Raw genomic sequence first — 15595 nt, 5'->3', positions numbered from 1 at the left:
TTTTTGATGTTCGTTTTGTTTTATTGTTTACCTATGTATTGAGTGATTTGATTTGGTTGTAAAGAAGCTTATTTTTACCTTGGAGATATATGCAGTCAAGACATATATGCCAAGAGTGAAAAACAGTCTCAAATGCTTTGTCAAAAACTTGTGATTTAGGACATAAGGAGGCTTGTAAGAGAATTAAAAGCTCAAAGGAGTGATATTTTTGAGTATTATCTTTTTTAGATCACTGTGTTTTTAGGCAAGTTTTGAGATGCATTTGAGGTTCATAAAGGGGTGTTTAGCAAAAAAAAGGGGGTAATCCTTTGAGTCACTTATGAGGGAAGGTTTAACTTAACAAGAGCTTTTTTCTTAACCGATTTTAATTGTTTTAGACAAATGCCCTTGTATATATTAGATCTAAATTTATACTCTGATAAAAAAAGGAGCTGTCTCTCTTATGATTGTCAAATTTATTTTATATGCCTTGCATTATTGGTGGGGTTATTTGAGAACCTGTTGCAAACTCTTTTGTGGTATTAAAACTGCAATAATAATGGAACTAAAGTTTTAGTTTCTGTCAATCTGTCGTATGACTCTAGGGTATCTCTATAAATCGTGTTTTTGTTGGTGTTGCTATGTTTTTTCTATGTAATGGATGACTTTATGTTATTATTTTGAAATCCAGGGTGCTATTGAAACATGTGTAGTAGTATTATAATCATAAAATAATATATCATTTTTATGATATATAATATAGAAAGGGGTGTGTTGTGATTATAAATTTTAATTTATATCGTTATCAAATTTTGCCAAAAAATAGATATTTTCAAGGCAATTTATTTGAGGACATGGACGACTCAGAAAAGATAGGCAATATTGAGACATTGCTTGAACGCAAAAATATCCTATTCCATCAGGCATTGAAGCAGGTTAAAGAATGGAAAAGCCAAAAAACTTCGCTCATAGGGGGTTTTGAGTGTGAGAAAAATGATTTGCTTCTTTTTCGTTTTGCACCAAAGAAAATTGCAGAAGTAGAGAATGAGTATTTTCAGAAAGAATTGTATGATACATACCCATCCATTTATGTTGGTTTTCTAAATAATAAGGAGCAACAGATTCTTTTTGTGCAAGATAAGAAGAAAGCCTTTGTAAAAACTGATTTTGTAGTGAAAATCATAGCAGGTTCGGTCAACCAATTGTTAGCAGACAAGAATTTAGAAATTCATATTCAATCAATTTTTGACAAACAAGAGTTTTGGAGCATTGTTGAAGACCCTGATAAACAGATACAAAATATTAAATTTAGATTGATTACTCCAAATATGGCAAATATTTTAGGTGGATTAAGTGAAGACCTGAAGAATTTAGCAAAGAGTACCAATACGACTGAGACTTCATTGGAAATAGCTGCTGGAGCTAACGCAAATCTCCATATCAACAAAGATAATGAGGAAATTAAGGGAATTGTAGATTATGCTAGTCAAGGTGGTGGGGATATACTTATAAAGATTCAAGGATTTAGAAAAAGAATAAAGACATCTGGTTGCATAAAGTCAGTTGAAATAGACGAAGCGGAACTTAAGGGTAATGCCAAGGATTTAAGTGAAAAAATCTTATCTAAGATAGCAGGAATTGACAATGAGCAATAATATTCTAAAAAATGGAACGATATCTATTGTATTCGGATTTGCAATTGTAGCATTGCAATATGTATTAAAATCTGATTATTTTATGTGTTTTTTGAAACAGAATTTGATTACTTTGCTGATAGTGCTAATGTCAATCAATGCTGCAACACTAGGTATTATAACTACTAGATTAAGGGATATTTTAGACAAAATTAATCAAAAAGAGGCTTTTGAAAATGCTAAGAAACAGATGCTGTTGTCTTTGAAAGAACAAATAACTCTCATTGTTTTTATCTGTTGTATTTTTAATTGTGCGATATTCTGAGATAATAAAATCTTATATATCTGTAGTGTTTTTGATAGAAACTCTTATCTTTGCATGTTTTATATATGTATTGATAATACTGTTTGATGTTTCAAGGAGTATTTTTATAATCTTAGACTATAATTTAAGGTAAGACTTTGAATGAAATAATTTTTACAGATTCTGTGTCGTTCTAAGATATTTTTAATAATTCTAGGGTAAAACACCTAAAGGCATCTCTGTTAGGTTGGGCTATGGGCTAGGTTGATAGTTAGGTATTTGGGTATATCAAAATTTATTTTTAGGAGATTTATATGGCACTTGTGGTTAAAGGTAGTTAATGAAAAAATAGAAGAACGAAAACGGTCATCGTAAAAGAACTTATGGAAACAATATTGTAGCTGCAGATACTGATGGGCGTATTCTTGTTGCCGTTAATAGACATGGAAAGGTGGAAGAGTATGAAAATGGTCATTATAAAAGAACTTACGCTAGAGATGCTATCAATGTGCAAGCTTCAGGTGGTGTAGTGGCTGTAAGTATATCAAGGGGCAAGGTAGAAGAATATGAAATGGACATCATACGAGAATTTATTAGGTAGTAGGGGCAATGGCAATAGAAACTTATGTATATGAGATTGACATACGCGGTATTTATAATATGACTTTGGCAAGCCTCATTCCTACTGAGGAAACAGACGAAGAATTTGCATCAGAGTCAACATGCGAACGCCTCGGTTCTGATGGTGTGACTAGGGTTTATCTTAGTGTATTATGTCGGATGCTCCACAAGAAAGGTTTTGAAGTGATTTTCTGTTGTGCCAAAACTCTCTTATGTAATGGAATATAGTGAATATATCGTTGTGGCTAAAGTCACTGTGGTTGAAGATACAATAAAGATTTTAAAAAATAGCTTTATTTGGTTTAGGCGGTTGGGAGCATGATAACAACCAAATCGCTAAGTTTTTGAATGAAGTGAAAGTCAATCATGTGGGAGCTGTTAAGGTGGGGCAAAACCTTGTTGCTTTAGCACAAGTGATTAATGGGCGTATGATATTAGTAAAGACGCCCATTGTTTATCGTCTAAATAGAGTATGATTGGCTTATTTATAGAAGACCGGTTAGGGTTTTAGACTGGGTTAATAATGGCACAACCATTCCACAAGGCAGAGGCACTTTTAATAAATGTGTAGACCCTAGTGCAGAGACTTCACAAATCATTTTAAATTGGTATGAAAAAGTGTGTGCAAATTTAAAAGAAAAAGGTGAAGAAATAGTTTTGCACTAAAGAGTTATAGAGATTTTATACTAGAAATTCATTATGAAATCATTAAAAACTTGGAAATCGGCTACTGGTTAGGTGTCGCACTATATAGGTGAAATCTTTTTGTTCATTAAAAAGATTGTCAAAGCCACTAGTTAAAATAACTTCTATTTTATCATCAATAAGTAGGTAGCGGTCGTGCAGGTCATGATAAGTTTGATAAGATTCGCTATTCACTTGAAATTTCCATTTCTTACAAATATTTCCCACTTCCTTTTGTGCTATATGGGCAAGATTATTTTCTTTTTTGGGATTGCCCCTAAAATAAAAAGTCAATTCTTTTTGGGGCATAAGTTCAAAAAATTTTTTGACTTCATCTTTAAAACATTTTTGATTTTCTGCATGCTTTGATTTATCTTGTTGGTTTTGATTTAGGATTTTAGCAAGCTTGGCATCATAAATAAAAATTTTTGTTGCCATTTTACATAAGGCCTTAATATGATTGTGAGCCATTGTTCTAGACATATTTCTATAACAAGTGCTTGAAAAGTTACATTCTAATTTTGTGTCAAAAATATTGATTTTAGGAAATTTGCAATTTTGTTCTGTGGACAGGATGATTTTGTAGGTTGTGCTTTGTGCTAATTCTTCTAGGGGGATTTCAGGTGAGCTTAATGATTGACTAATTAAGGCAGGATCCATTTCTTCATAAAACCCTAGCAAATTAGTGCGTTTAAGTTGGTTAATATCCATCAAATGATGAGATTTATAAAATTCCAAAAGTCTGGCGATAGTTTTCTTATTGAAAGTTTTACCAAACCGAAAGGCATGAAATTCTTTCAGTAAATCATTATCTAAGACAAGGGAATACGCCGACATGAAAATCCTATATGTGATTTCTAATCATCATTAGTTCTTTTAATGTAGAATCAAAGAAACCCTTGGGAAAAGGCACTTCCTCGCCATCACGATTAGCGAAACGCCCATCTTCATTAATATAAAGAGTCTTAAAATCTTTTCGCAAATCTTCTTTGTAATAAATGATTGCCTCGTCTTTATTTAATTCTGCAATGCACTTATCTTTCTTTAGTTCTGTATTATAGATATTGTAACGAACCTTATTGATTAAATGCTCTGAATGTGTTTCCAAAATTACTTGCACACCCTTATGGGCTAAAAAACTAAAAAAATCTGCCAACTTACTTTGAGCTTTAGGGTGTAAGTGAATTTCTGGGTTTTCAATGATTAGCGTGTTATTTGGTTTGCAAGCTAACCCCATAATCACTAATCTAGCCACATAAGAATTGCCAGCCCCCATATTTAAAGGCGAAATGCTATCTAAATCATCAGTGGTATATTTTATAGCAACAATAGACGCATTAATTAATGAAGTGATAATCTTTAATTCAATATCTAAAATATATTTTAACCAAAATGTTATCTGGTTACTTAGGTTGTTGTTACCTGCTTCTTCTTTAATTAAATTTTTGTCAATAAATTCATTTTTGTGTTGCTCAAAATAGCTAAACACAAATTCTCCATTCACACCAAATTTATGAGTCCTATTCATCATAGCTATCTCTTGAGATCCTATTCTATTGGCAGATATATAAAATAGATTTTCTTCAAAAGAGCAAAGATTGCTTTGTAAATTATCAATTTTTTCAGGTTCCTTATTATAAAGTAGTTTTAGTGCAATATGCTGTTCTTCATCGGATTTTAATTCTAAAAAAACCAATTCTGCGTTATTGAATTCATTTCTAATGGATTCAAATTCTTTATAGGGCTTGATAATTTCTTCTAACAAAACATGTGGTTTATGGTAGTTCACTAAGACCAAAATTGCTTGAATAACACTAGACTTTCCGCTTGAATTGAGTCCTGTTAGAATCGTTAAATTTTTTAAATCTAGTGTTTCATCATTAAGGCTTTTATAGTTGCTTAATTTAATAGTTTTAATCATTTTCTAAGCTCTTTTTAAATTTTAAAACTTCATTAAAGCGGTAACTAACACTAGCATAACCACTTGTGCCACTTTTAAAATAACCTGTTTTATCCATGTTCTCTTTTAATCGTTCTATCTTTTCTTTCAAGTTTTTTTGTTGTAGCATTTTTTCATTCAGTAAAGTAAATAGATAACTTATGGCTTCAAATAAGGAAACATTAATAGGGCGAATCCTTTCTTTAGAATTAAACCTAAATGCACTATTACCTAAAATTGCATAAACATTTTTCATAGTTATGCGAAACATTTCTTTTAAGCTATTAAGTACGCTATCATTTTGCCTATTTAGGTATTTCATAACCTCGACTAGAAATTCATCCATATCGCTTCTATATTCATATTCCATTTTGTCGTTGTAGAGCAAATAAAATCCTAAAAATCTTAAAATCATATTTTTATCTTTCATTCTTTTGTTATTAAAAGAGCCTAACGCGTTCTTAAAGTTTTTATCATTTGCTAATAAATCGAGAAGTTTTGTGCTTTCTCCTTGATACAAGGCATTACGAATTTCTTGACCACTTAGTTGCGTGCCTCCACGATTCACTCTATCAAAAATATCGTATTTAATTCTAGGCGGTGTTGGAGGTTGTATAACATAGACAAGCAGCTGATATCTTTGAATCTTGGTTCGCAAAATAGGTTCTAAATCCTGAAATTTTTTATTATTTAAATCCTTTAGAATGTTTAGTTCAACGAGCTCAAACTCATTATCCATAAAAGCAAAGAAAGTTCCTAAGCGTTGGCGACCATCTATTACATCTTGTTGACCATATTCATTTTCAAAAAAATAAAAAATGGGAATAGGAATACCCATTAATACAGATTCAATAAGTTGTGACTTTTGGTCAAGTTCCCAAATATCCCCACCTCGTTGAAATTCTGGGTCAAGGCGCAATAATCTGTCTTTATATTCTTTTTGTGTTTCTTCGTCATAGTATGTTTTTAGATCGCGAATACTATATTGCTCTTGTTTAATATTTGCTTTTGAATTAGAGTAATCGGTATAATCGTTCTTGTCTTCTCCCTCTAATTCTTTATCTTTTTCTTCTTTTGGTGTTTCTTTGTTGTCTAACATCACACTCTCTCTATTCATAGGAACTTAATGGCTAATTATAGCACTTAATTTAGACAGAAAGTTAAAATACCGCTAGTTTTTCATTTAAAATTAACCCTTAACTCTACCCCATCATCTCTTCTACAAACCCCTTAATTTTTTCTAACATAGCGTTTTTGTTACTCAAATTCTCTTCTATAATTTTCACTAATGCTGAGCCACAAATCACGCCACTTGCTCCCATATTTCTAGCATTTTTCACATGCTCTTTTTTAGAAATGCCAAAGCCTAATAGGCATGGGGTAGCACAAAGGGATTTTAAGGTTTTGATAATGTTATTGGCATCATTTTCTAGCGTATTGCTTGCACCAGTAACCCCACTTCTAGCTAAGGTGTAGATGTAGCCTTGCGAATTATTAGCGATTTGTTCTAAGTCTTTAAGATTTGCGTTAGGGCTAGCGATAAAAACTTGTTTGATTTCGTGTTTTTTAGCGTGTTTTTCCACTAATTCTTTTTCTATTAAAGGCATATCTGCTATTAAGATGCTATCCACACCACATTCTTTAGCTGTGGCATAAAATTTTTCTATTCCAAAAGCCACAATTAAATTCGCATACACTAAAAGCCCGATAGGAATATGAGTGTTATACTCTCTAATCTCTTTGAGAAGTTTAAAGTTTTTGTTCATTTTGGCGTGCTTTAATGCCCTTAAATTACTCGCTTGTATTATGGCTCCATCAGCCACAGGGTCAGAAAAGCCAAAGCCTAGTTCTAAGGCACTCACACCACTATCAATGAGTGTTTTGATAATCTCAAAACTCCATTCATAATTAGGGTCGCCTAAGGTTACAAAAGGAATAAAAGCGGGTTTATTTTCTTGCTCTAATGTTTTAAAAACTTGTGAGTATCTCATTTAGTCTCCCTTTTTAGGGCGTTAGCAACGGTGTTTAAGTCCTTATCCCCCCTACCACTTAAATTCACTACAATAATGCTCTCTTTATCACATTTTTTAGCAAGTTTTAAGGCATATGCTAAGGCGTGCGAGCTTTCTAATGCTGGAATAATACCTTCTTTTTGACACAACAAACTAAACGCTTCTAAAGCTTCGTTATCGGTGGCACTCTCATAGGTGGCACGCTTACTATCTTTTAAATAGCTATGTTCTGGTCCCACACCTGGATAATCTAGCCCTGCACTAATGCTATGGCTTTCTAGTATTTGACCTTCTTTATCTTGTAAAAGATAGGTTTTATTGCCATGTAATATCCCCACACTCCCACTATTTAAAGTCGCGCCGTGCTTAGTTGTCTCTAACCCTAAGCCTGCTGGCTCTACGCCTATGAGTTTAACTTCTTTATCTTCTAAAAACGCATTAAATATCCCTATAGCATTAGACCCCCCTCCCACACACGCTATAACAAAATCTGGCAAGCGATTTTCTTTTTCTAAAATTTGTTTTTTAACCTCATCACCTATCATTTTTTGAAAAGTTTTAACCATTGTAGGGTAGGGGTGTGGTCCAGCAGCTGTGCCTAGCAAATAATGCGTGTTTTTATAGCTACTTGCATAGTCTCTTAAAGCTTCATTAACGGCGTCTTTAAGTGTAGCTGAGCCTTGCGTTACACTAATGATTTTTGCCCCTAATAAACGCATTCTAAATACATTTGGCTCTTGCCTTTCTATGTCTTTAGCCCCCATATAAATCACACACTCTAATTGCAATAACGCGCATGCAATAGCTGTGGCTACGCCATGCTGTCCAGCACCCGTTTCTGCGATAATGCGTGTTTTACCCATTTTTTTAGCTAAAAGGGCTTGCCCTAAGGCTTGATTAGTTTTATGCGCCCCGCCATGGATTAAATCCTCTCGTTTTAAATAAAGTTTAACCTTAGGGTTAGTTACAATATTTTTACACAAAGTTAAAGGGCTTGGGCGGCCTACAAAGTCTTTTAAAAGGGTGTTATATTCTTCTTTAAACGCCTTATCTTTTAAACTCGCATAAAAAGCCTCTTCTAATTCTTTAAGTGCAGGGACTAACAACTCTGAAACAAAACACCCCCCAAACTCCCCAAAATACGCTTTTTTATCCATTTTAATACTCTCTTAAAAGTTTAGCTAATTTTTTAATTTTATCCTTATCTTTAGCACCAGGGGCACTCTCTAGCCCCGAATTAAAATCTAAGCCTAAGGCATTAATTTTTAAAGCCTTTTTAGTGTTATCTAAATTAAGCCCACCAGCTAAAATAAAAGGCTCTTTAACATCTTTTAAAATACCCCAGTTAAAACTCACGCCATTACCTCCAAACTTATCGCCTTTAGTGTCGTATAAAATTAATTTTGCGCTCTCACATTTAGGCGTTAAATCTTTAGAGCTTTTTATGCTTATAACTTGCCAAATAGCACAAGTTTTTGGCAGTAATTCTTTTAAGCGCTTTATTTTGTTAGGCGCGTATTTGCCGTGGAGTTGCACCGCTTTTAAATCCAACTTTTTAGCGATTTTTACAATCTTTTTAATTTTATGGCTAGTAAATACGCCTACAAAATCTAGTTTTTTAACGGCTTTTGTGATTTTTAGCGCTTTTTTAATCTTTACAAATCTGGGTGAAGATTTTTCAAAAATCAATCCCCCATAAATAAAATGGTTTTTATAAACCATCTTAGCGTCTTTAATGCGTGTGAGCCCACAAACCTTATTCTCCCCTAAAATCAATTTAGCACACGCTTTTTTTAAATCTTTTTGTGCCATTAAAGAACTCCCCACTAAAAAGCCATTGATAAAAGGCGCTAAAGTTTTAACTTGTGAATGCGTATTAATCCCAGATTCACTAATCACAACAGCATTTTTAGGCAAAAGGGGGCGTAGTTTTAAAGTGTTATTAAGATTAGTTTTTAGTGTGTGTAAGTCCCTATTATTAATGCCTATAATGTCGTGTTTTAAATTTAAAAGGCGCTTGATTTCTGTTTCATTACTCACTTCGCTAAGCACGCTCATATTAAGGCTCTTAGCTAAGTTAAATAGCCTTAAATAGGTTTTATCATCTAACACACTCAACATTAAAAGCACGGCATCTGCGCCCATCATTCTAGCGAGCTTGATTTGAAAACTATCTATGATAAAGTCTTTACACAAAATGGGTTTAGTGCTATTTTGTGAAACGATTTGGATATTTTCATACGAGCCTAAAAAATAGCGACTATCGGCTAAAACTGAAATACAGCTCGCAAATTTTTCATAAGTTTTGGCGATTTTTTTTAAATTAAAATCTTCTCTAATAAGCCCTTTAGAAGGCGAAGCTTTTTTACACTCTAAAATAAAGCCTGTGTTTTTTTCTAATAATGCCTTTTTGAAATCTCTATTACTTAAGCTTAGTGTCAAAGTATAGTTTTTTTTAAGCGTTGCGACTTCTAGGCGTTTGTTTTTGATAATATTTTCTAACACGCTAGGCATGGCTTAACTCTATAATTTTTTGTAAATGCGTATAGGCTTTAAGGCTTTTTAAATGTTCTAAAGTCATAGCAACGCCCTCTTTTAAATCTTTAGCCTTGTTACTTAAATACAATAAGCTCGCAACATTTGCCACAACCACGGCACTATGTGCCTCTTTGCCTTTATTTTGTAAAATTTCTAAACACGCGCTTACGCTTTCTTGCGCGCTTTTGATTTGCAACTCTTTTAAATCATAAGGGGGCAGATTAAAATCTTTCGCACTCAAAGAATACTCTAAAATTTCATTATTTTTCAATTCGCACACGCTTGTAATGTCATGCAACACGATTTCGTCAGTCCCCCCACCATTAACCACCATCGCCCTTTTAACGCCTAAAGCCTTTAAAGATAGCGCCATTTTTTTACATAAGGATTTATCATACACCCCTAAAAGCTGGATTTTTGGCCTTAAGGGGTTAATGAGTGGCCCTAAGCAATTAAATATCGTTTTAGTGAAGAGTTCTTTTCTTAAAGGAGCAGATTTTCTAAAACTTTGGTGGTATAAGGGTGCGAATAAAAAAGCAAAATTAGTTTTTTCTAAGCAGTTTTTTAAGCGCGCGTTATCCATTTCAATACCCACGCCTAAATTTTCTAACAAGTCCGCACTCCCACTATAGCTTGACACACTCCTAGAGCCATGTTTTGCCATAGGTAGTCCCATAGAGCTAGCAATGAGTGCGGCTATGGTGCTAATATTAATAGTTTTTAGCCCATCGCCCCCTGTGCCACAATTGTCTATTAAGTCCAAGTCGCTATCAAAGGGCTTTGGAGTATGTTTTAAAAGCGTTTGTGCGGCTACGCTTATTTCATTAAAACTTTCGCCCTTAATTTTTAAAGCGCATAGTATCGCTCCAAGCTGTGCTGGACTGACTTCTTCGTTGATAATAAGCGTGAATAGCCTTTCTGCTTTTTTATCACTCAAATTTTTTTGGTCGTATAAGGTATTCAAAATATCTTTCATTTTTGTATCCCTCTTAAAAACTCCACGCTCTGTTTTAATAAAACACTCCCTTTTAAAGTCATGATGCTTTCAGGATGGAATTGATAAGCTAAAATTTTATCTTTTTCATCAATAATTGCCATAGGGATATTTTCATGCTCTGCAATCACTTCTAAATTTTTAGGCAAATCACTTGCCATTAAAGAATGATAACGCCCCACAACCATATTCTCCCCTAAGCCCTTAAAAACTTCGTGTTTTTTAAGCGTGATTACACTTGCTTTGCCATGCATAATTTCAAAACTTTTAACAATCTTAGCCCCATAGCTTTGCGCTAGGGCTTGTAAGCCTAAACATACCCCCAAAATTGGGAATTTCTTTTTAGCCATTTCTATGATTTCTAAAAGATTACCCGAATTACTAGGATTACCAGGCCCTGGTGAAATAAATAAAAGGGGTGTTTCTTGTTCTTGCTCCATAAGCTTTATAAGATAACTAGGCTCAATATCATTTCTATACACTAACACTTCATAATCTAAACCCTCTAATTCATACACCAAATTATAAGAGAAAGAATCAAAATTATCTATAAAAAAGATTTTCATAAGCTTGTTTTCCTAATGGCAAAAATTAGTGCTTGAGCTTTAGCTTTGGTTTCGTCAGCTTCACTTTTAGGATTGCTATCTAACACTATACCAGCTCCCGCTTGAATAATGGCTAAATTGTCCTTGACAAAACATGAACGAATCGTAATACAAGAATCCATTGAGCCTTCGTTATTTAAATAACCCACACTCCCCCCATAAGAACCTCTTCTTTGATTTTCTAATTGATAAATGAGTTTTATGGCTGATAGTTTAGGTGCTCCACTTAGAGTGCCTGCGTTCATAAAACTTCTATAAGCATGCAAGCTATCACAATTTTGCTTTAATTCCCCTACAACCCTTGAAACTAAGTGCATGACATTAGAATATTTATCTACTTTTAAGAGCTTATCGCAATAGCGTTTTTTGGCAATTCTAGCCATATCATTTCTGGCTAAATCCACTAGCATGATATGTTCAGCCCTTTCTTTAAGGTCATGTTGTAAATCAAACTCCATTTTGCTGTCTAAATCATAATCAATGTTGCCCTTTTTATCCTTACCCCTTAAACGAGTGCCTGCAATGGGATAAATCTCAGCTAGGTTATTACTAGCGTTGTATTTTAAAGCACTCTCAGGACTTGCCCCAAAAAGGATAAAATCGCTATCTTTTATATAGAACATATAGGGACTAGGATTAGCAAGCTTTAAATAATAATACGCACTTAAAGGCTCTTTACATTCTATATAAAAATTGCGTGATAGCACCGCTTGGAAAATCTCGCCTTTTTTGATTTCTTCTTGTAAAAAAAGCACCTTTTTTTCAAACGCATTGTCTGTGCAGTTAGTGCTAATTTCTGTATTTTGTTTAACTTTTTTGGGCATAAAATCTTGCGTGATACTACTAGATAGACTTCTTAAATCTTGCAACTCTTTTTGTATTTCTGTTTTAAAAAGCACATCAAAACACGCCCCTAAAATCTCGGTTGTTTTTTCTTTATGGTCTATGATGATTAGATTTTGGGCGACATAGAAGATAAAGTCATTCGCCGTGTTGTCCTGTGTTTGTAGCTTGGGCAAATCTTCAAAAAAATTCAGCATTTCAAAAGAAAACAATCCGGCACAAAAGAGTGCAAAAGGGTGTTTGTGTTTGGTGCTAATGCTTTTAAAAAGCCCCCTTAGAGCATCAAAAGGGCTAGGGCTAAAGAGTTTATTAAATTCATCTTTAGGGCTTGTGTCTTTTGTGTAAATTAAAGTTAAGACATTATCTTTTATAGGGGTTTTAAAAAAAGCGCTTAATTTTTTTAAAAACGCATAGCCATTTTCTGTTAAACTAGTAATTGTTACCTTATTAAAATCACACACGCATTTTAAACACGCCTTAGCGAGCAATAAAGACTTTGTATGTGCTTTGCTTTCAATCTCAGCACTCTCAAATAAAAGCGTGTTATTCTGCTCTAATTTTTCATAAAGCGCTAGGGGGTAAGGGACATAGGGGATTTGTTCTATTAGACTAATCATAGGCTACTTTAAATTAAGATTTAAGCTTGTATTTTACAAGAAAATAGATTAATTAAGGTAAATAGTAAAATAACAAAAAGAGCTTGTAAGCTTTTTTGTCTTGTAGGGAGTTTGGTTAAAAGCTAAAAGTATAAGTACCTTTATTGGTTTTAATTTTAGCTTCTTTAAGGTTACTACAAGCTCTAGTTTTAAAGACCTGACCAAATTTTAAGGGGACTTCCATAGTGTTGCCTTGTTCTTTCATTTCTTTGATTTTTTGATTCAATTGAGCGAGTTTTTGTGAAGGCTATTTTTGCTTTGTTGATCTCTCTTGTTGGGATATATTCCGTATTTTTGTTGCCAAGTAGATAATTCCTTTTACAATTTCTTAATATTTAAGCTTAATTGCTTTTTTAATTCTGGAAAATAGGCTTTCTTCACCTTTTCTGCTGAGGTTTGAACACTTTGTGCGAATTCTTGAAATTCGATACTTTTAGTGTCCCATTTTTTTGCCATGTCCCACTGTTTGCTACTTGTAAGTTTATTATAGTATTCATCTCCCACTATGCTTTTGACATAATCACTAAGGTAGTATTGAAAAATTTCATTGTAATTGGAAAGGGTCATGCAAGCATCTAAAACCATGGTTTTTCTTTGCAGTTATATAGGTCTAAATTCCTACCATATTTCCACAGATAGTCCAAGGTACCGTAAAAAAATTTTAAAGAATAGAGTTTTTTATTTGCGCGTTCCTGATTGCTATGAGGGTAAAAATTAGTTAGAATAATTTCGCGATGTCCGTTTTCTATTATTCCTCCTATTTGATAATTGGCTATACCTTGTAGTTTATCAATGAGTTCCTCATAGGTAGTAATGGGACTGAGAAAATTATATAGGGTCTGTTCCTTTATAATCTCGTTTTTATCATATTCTATTAATCCCAATAGAGTATTGTATTTTTGCAACAATACAAGACTATCTTGATCTTTAAGCTCTTCCAAAATCTCAGCTCTTTCATTTTCCATATTTTTTAGGGTCGCATATTTATCTTCATAGCCAAGCTTTTGCATAATTGCATCATACATCTCATCTTTGCAATTCCCACGATTAAGCTCAATATTTTGAATAATAATGTTATCCACATTAGATTGAATGTTAAGATAAGATTGTTGGTAAAAAATCATTAGTAATATTGCTAAACTTCTTTTCTGTTTTCATAGACACATCAATAGGTGCACCCCCAAATAAAGGCATTGCCAATGCTAAACTTAATGCTCCTAATCCTTTTAATAAGTTTGTTTTCATATTTTGCTCCTTTTATGAAATATTTTAATAAGGTTTGTTTTGCCAACAAAGTGATAGGATAGCTATTTTAGTTTCTCCCATTCCAACTAAAGGATTATTCATTAATTCTTTTACGCACTCTTTTAAGTTATTATAATTAGGACATTTTTGATGAAAAGAAAAATCCCCAAAGTCTTTAAAATGATATTTTTCCATGGTGCCTATAAGGTAAGATTGTATGTGTTGGGGGATAAAATCAATTCGTGTTCTATTTGAACAAAAATGTAGCGTGTGCATTCTTTCTAATAAGGCATTTGTGATGCTGGGATTATTTTTTTGGCTTAAGATTTTATCGCAAATCTTAAAATAATCTTTTATTTGGTCGACTCGTATTGCACCTATGGGTTCTAAAATGTTTTTCTCATTCATTTTGTCATCTTTATTCTCTGAAAAATCCACAAACACCCCTTTTAAATTTAAGTTTTATCTCAAATGCTTTGAGTATAGTAGACTTAGACTTAGACTTAGACTTAGCTTAAAGAGTGCCTAAATTTTGGGGTTAATAGAGAGTATAAGGCTTTAAAAAGGTGGGGGGGTTAAACTAGGTTAAAAAACGATTGGAATTTATGCAAAAATCAACCATCCCCTTACTCTACAAGATAAAAACTTAGGAACAACTACTCAAAATAAGCCTTTTTGAGATTTAATAATTAGGTATTAGAAATAACGGATAATATAAGCATTTCTTGAAAGCTAGAGATGAAAGAGTTTGACAAAGAAAATAAAAGTGATAACTTTTTAAGCATTTTTATAATTGGTTATAAGGTATAATCAAACGAGCGTTTTAAAAAGGGCTAAACACATTTTTAAAAAACAAAGAGCGATACCAAAATATTTTTATCTTTAAGAATGAGCTTGCAACAAGATAAAATGAGCTATAAAAAAACGAAACTTAAAAAAGCAAATTGCCTTAAAAATTCAAAAAAATGAAAGCGTGGTTTTTTCTGGTATCTATTAGTGTAAGATAGCTTTATTCTATAGAATGCTTAATGCCTTTGAATAGATGCGCAAAAAATAAGCGGTGCTTTTATTATCAAATTAGCTAAAAATCATTACAATTTGAGCGTTCTTTTTTAAAAATGGTTGTTTTGAGACAAAAACAAGGCTTAATTTTTGTTTTGCTTGCTTTATTTAAGGGGCTTAGGCTTTTCTAAAACTCATATATAAAAGTCTAACTTATCTTTTAAAAAAATAAAAACATCGCATTGTTTTTGAGGCTTTTAAACTTATAATTTATCTTTTACTTTAAAAAACCAAAACAAACAAAACAGATTTTTTACACCACATTCTAATAAAACTAAGCTTGAGAACTAGATTTTTTTGAAACCAAAGAAAGCTCTGCTAAAAACATTGTTTTATGGGTAAGCTATTTTAGTTGCCTTAAATCGTAGTTAATTATTGCAATAAAATAATATTTATACAAATAAAAAAGACACTTTAATACTAAGATTTTATTAAAAACAAAGTTTAAAAGAGTTTTTGTAAGTCCCTCCAAAAAAAAC

General features: G+C 32.8%; 18 protein-coding genes. 4 read left to right on the top strand and 14 right to left on the bottom strand.

Going from position 1 to position 15595, the window contains the following annotated elements:
* Positions 1-833: 833 nt before the first annotated feature.
* From C6H25_RS02190 to C6H25_RS08935, 4 genes are all read left to right on the top strand, one after another.
* Positions 834-1634: a hypothetical protein gene (locus tag C6H25_RS02190; protein ID WP_158653854.1), complete on the top strand. Its 801-nt coding sequence runs from the start codon at positions 834-836 to the stop codon at positions 1632-1634.
* The gene (locus C6H25_RS02185; protein ID WP_104747848.1) at positions 1624-1938 is read left to right on the top strand and encodes a hypothetical protein; all 315 of its coding nucleotides are present in this window, start codon (positions 1624-1626) and stop codon (positions 1936-1938) included. Before C6H25_RS02190 ends, C6H25_RS02185 begins: the two co-directional genes overlap by 11 nt.
* A gap of 430 nt (positions 1939-2368) precedes the next feature.
* Positions 2369-2518, top strand: a complete 150-nt coding sequence (locus C6H25_RS08795; protein WP_233707304.1) for an IceA2 protein — start codon at positions 2369-2371, stop codon at positions 2516-2518.
* Between the two features lie 364 nt (positions 2519-2882).
* Positions 2883-3014: a hypothetical protein gene (locus C6H25_RS08935; RefSeq protein WP_267891806.1), complete on the top strand. Its 132-nt coding sequence runs from the start codon at positions 2883-2885 to the stop codon at positions 3012-3014.
* A gap of 232 nt (positions 3015-3246) precedes the next feature.
* Here the strand turns inward: C6H25_RS08935 and C6H25_RS02165 are convergent, their stop codons facing one another.
* The 14 genes from C6H25_RS02165 to C6H25_RS02110 all read right to left on the bottom strand — a co-directional run bounded on the left by C6H25_RS02165 (position 3247) and on the right by C6H25_RS02110 (position 14492).
* On the bottom strand, positions 3247-4059 hold the full coding sequence (locus tag C6H25_RS02165) for a hypothetical protein (RefSeq protein ID WP_104747846.1): 813 nt from the start codon (positions 4057-4059) through the stop codon (positions 3247-3249).
* Between the two features lie 7 nt (positions 4060-4066).
* On the bottom strand, positions 4067-5143 hold the full coding sequence (locus C6H25_RS02160) for an AAA family ATPase (protein WP_104747845.1): 1077 nt from the start codon (positions 5141-5143) through the stop codon (positions 4067-4069).
* Positions 5136-6260: a DUF262 domain-containing protein gene (locus tag C6H25_RS02155; RefSeq protein ID WP_158653853.1), complete on the bottom strand. Its 1125-nt coding sequence runs from the start codon at positions 6258-6260 to the stop codon at positions 5136-5138. The genes C6H25_RS02160 and C6H25_RS02155 overlap by 8 nt, the downstream gene beginning before the upstream one ends.
* A 103-nt stretch (positions 6261-6363) precedes the next feature.
* Entirely contained in the window at positions 6364-7152 is a 789-nt protein-coding gene (gene trpA, locus C6H25_RS02150; protein WP_104747843.1) for a tryptophan synthase subunit alpha, read from the bottom strand.
* A complete protein-coding gene (trpB, locus tag C6H25_RS02145; RefSeq protein ID WP_104747842.1) occupies positions 7149-8330 on the bottom strand; it encodes a tryptophan synthase subunit beta in 1182 nt (393 codons plus the stop codon). The genes trpA and trpB overlap by 4 nt, the downstream gene beginning before the upstream one ends.
* A gap of 1 nt (position 8331) precedes the next feature.
* Entirely contained in the window at positions 8332-9687 is a 1356-nt protein-coding gene (trpCF, locus tag C6H25_RS02140) for a bifunctional indole-3-glycerol-phosphate synthase TrpC/phosphoribosylanthranilate isomerase TrpF (protein WP_104747841.1), read from the bottom strand.
* Positions 9680-10687, bottom strand: coding sequence for an anthranilate phosphoribosyltransferase (trpD, locus tag C6H25_RS02135; protein WP_104747840.1), 1008 nt, complete (start codon positions 10685-10687; stop codon positions 9680-9682). Before trpD ends, trpCF begins: the two co-directional genes overlap by 8 nt.
* Positions 10684-11271: an aminodeoxychorismate/anthranilate synthase component II gene (locus C6H25_RS02130; protein WP_104747839.1), complete on the bottom strand. Its 588-nt coding sequence runs from the start codon at positions 11269-11271 to the stop codon at positions 10684-10686. The genes trpD and C6H25_RS02130 overlap by 4 nt, the downstream gene beginning before the upstream one ends.
* Entirely contained in the window at positions 11268-12770 is a 1503-nt protein-coding gene (gene trpE, locus C6H25_RS02125) for an anthranilate synthase component I (protein ID WP_104747838.1), read from the bottom strand. Before trpE ends, C6H25_RS02130 begins: the two co-directional genes overlap by 4 nt.
* A 115-nt stretch (positions 12771-12885) precedes the next feature.
* A complete protein-coding gene (locus C6H25_RS08715) occupies positions 12886-13035 on the bottom strand; it encodes a hypothetical protein (protein ID WP_199768913.1) in 150 nt (49 codons plus the stop codon).
* 92 nt (positions 13036-13127) lie between these two features.
* Entirely contained in the window at positions 13128-13394 is a 267-nt protein-coding gene (locus C6H25_RS02120; protein WP_104747837.1) for a hypothetical protein, read from the bottom strand.
* A complete protein-coding gene (locus C6H25_RS02115) occupies positions 13385-13933 on the bottom strand; it encodes a hypothetical protein (RefSeq protein WP_104747836.1) in 549 nt (182 codons plus the stop codon). Before C6H25_RS02115 ends, C6H25_RS02120 begins: the two co-directional genes overlap by 10 nt.
* The gene (locus C6H25_RS08555; protein WP_158653852.1) at positions 13905-14054 is read right to left on the bottom strand and encodes a hypothetical protein; all 150 of its coding nucleotides are present in this window, start codon (positions 14052-14054) and stop codon (positions 13905-13907) included. Before C6H25_RS08555 ends, C6H25_RS02115 begins: the two co-directional genes overlap by 29 nt.
* A 24-nt stretch (positions 14055-14078) precedes the next feature.
* Complete coding sequence (locus C6H25_RS02110) at positions 14079-14492, bottom strand: hypothetical protein (RefSeq protein ID WP_104747835.1); 414 nt, start codon at positions 14490-14492, stop codon at positions 14079-14081.
* Positions 14493-15595 lie beyond the last annotated feature (1103 nt).

This window comes from Helicobacter cetorum (genome assembly GCF_900198405.1).
GTDB lineage: Bacteria > Campylobacterota > Campylobacteria > Campylobacterales > Helicobacteraceae > Helicobacter > Helicobacter cetorum_C.
The sequence above is the reverse complement of the archived record's forward strand: the minus strand, read 5'-3'. Positions and strand labels throughout refer to the sequence as shown.